At 50.5% G+C, this 1,865-nt stretch carries 1 rRNA gene; it reads left to right on the top strand.

The annotated features are described in order from the left end of the window. Nucleotides 1-94 precede the first annotated feature (94 nt). Nucleotides 95-1,865 (top strand): 23S ribosomal RNA (locus Q5Y73_RS24485); the annotation flags it as partial.

Here is a 1,865-nt window from a genome sequence, read left to right on the forward strand (position 1 = left end):
TGTTCCTTGAAAACTAGATAGCGAAAGCAAAGAAGCATTAAATTAGCAAATGGAATTCTCTACATGAGCGATCATGTAAAACATCGATCTTAATGGTTAAGCTATTAAGAGCACACGGAGGATGCCTAGGCGCTAGGAGCCGAAGAAGGACGTGGCGAACAACGAAATGCCTCGGGGAGTCGTAAGCAGACATCGATCCGGGGATATCCGAATGGGGGAACCCACGTACTGTAATAGGTACGTACCCTAGACTGAATACATAGGTCTAGAGGAGGCAGACCAGGGGAACTGAAACATCTAAGTACCCTGAGGAAGAGAAAACAAAAGTGATTCCGTCAGTAGCGGCGAGCGAACGCGGATTAGCCCAAACCAACAGGCTTGCCTGTTGGGGTTGTGGGACACTCCACATGGAGTTACAAAGGAATGGTTTAGGTGAAGTGTCTGGAAAGACACACCACAGAAGGTAATAGTCCTGTAACTAAAAAATCATTCTCTCCGGAGTGGATCCCGAGTAGTGCGGGGCACGTGAAACCCCGTATGAATCTGGCAGGACCATCTGCCAAGGCTAAATACTCCCTAGCGACCGATAGTGAAGCAGTACCGTGAGGGAAAGGTGAAAAGGACCCCGGGAGGGGAGTGAAATAGAACCTGAAACCGTGTGCTTACAAGAAGTCAGAGCCCGTTTAATGGGTGATGGCGTGCCTTTTGTAGAATGAACCGGCGAGTTACGTTAGCGTGCAAGGTTAAAGTGAAGAGCTGGAGCCGCAGCGAAAGCGAGTCTGAATAGGGCGAGTTAGTACGTTGACGTAGACCCGAAACCGTGTGATCTACCCCTGTCCAGGGTGAAGGTGAGGTAACACTCACTGGAGGCCCGAACCCACTTATGTTGAAAAATGAGGGGATGAGGTGGGGGTAGCGGAGAAATTCCAATCGAACTCGGAAATAGCTGGTTCTCCCCGAAATAGCTTTAGGGCTAGCCTTGGGGGTAAGTCGTGGAGGTAGAGCACTGATTGGGTGCGGGGCCCGTCAAGGGTTACCAAGCTCAGTCAAACTCCGAATGCCATAGACTTTAAACCCCAGGAGTCAGACGGTGAGTGCTAAGATCCATCGTCAAAAGGGAAACAGCCCAGACCATCAGCTAAGGTCCCCAAGTGTGTGTTAAGTGGGAAAGGATGTGGAGTTGCACAGACAACCAGGATGTTGGCTTAGAAGCAGCCACCATTGAAAGAGTGCGTAATAGCTCACTGGTCGAGTGACTCTGCGCCGAAAATGTAACGGGGCTAAACACACCACCGAAGCTATGGCTTGATACATTTGTATCAGGGGTAGGGGAGCGTTGTATGTAGGTTGAAGGTATACCGTAAGGAGTGCTGGACAGCATACAAGTGAGAATGCCGGTATAAGTAACGAAAAGACAAGTGAGAATCTTGTCCGCCGAAAGCCCAAGGTTTCCTGAGGAAGGCTCGTCCTCTCAGGGTAAGTCGGGACCTAAGGTGAGGCCGAAAGGCGTAATCGAAGGACAACAGGTTGAAATTCCTGTACCACCGTAAACCGCTATGAGCAATTGGGGTGACGCAGAAGGGAACAGTTGCAGACTGATGGATATGTCTGTTCAAGCAGTAAGACTGGTGTGTAGGCAAATCCGCACACCGTGAAGGTTGAGCTGTGATGAGGAGGGAAAATTGTAGTACCGAAGAACTCGCACTCATGCTGCCAAGAAAAGCCTCTAGCCAGGTGAAGGTGCCCGTACCGCAAACCGACACAGGTAGGCGAGAAGAGAATTCTAAGGCGCGCGGAAGAACTCTCGTTAAGGAACTCGGCAAAATGACCCCGTAACTTCGGGAGAAGGGGTGCTCCGTTAGGGT

Source organism: Chengkuizengella axinellae (genome assembly GCF_030730905.1).
GTDB lineage: Bacteria > Bacillota > Bacilli > Paenibacillales > KCTC-33759 > Chengkuizengella > Chengkuizengella axinellae.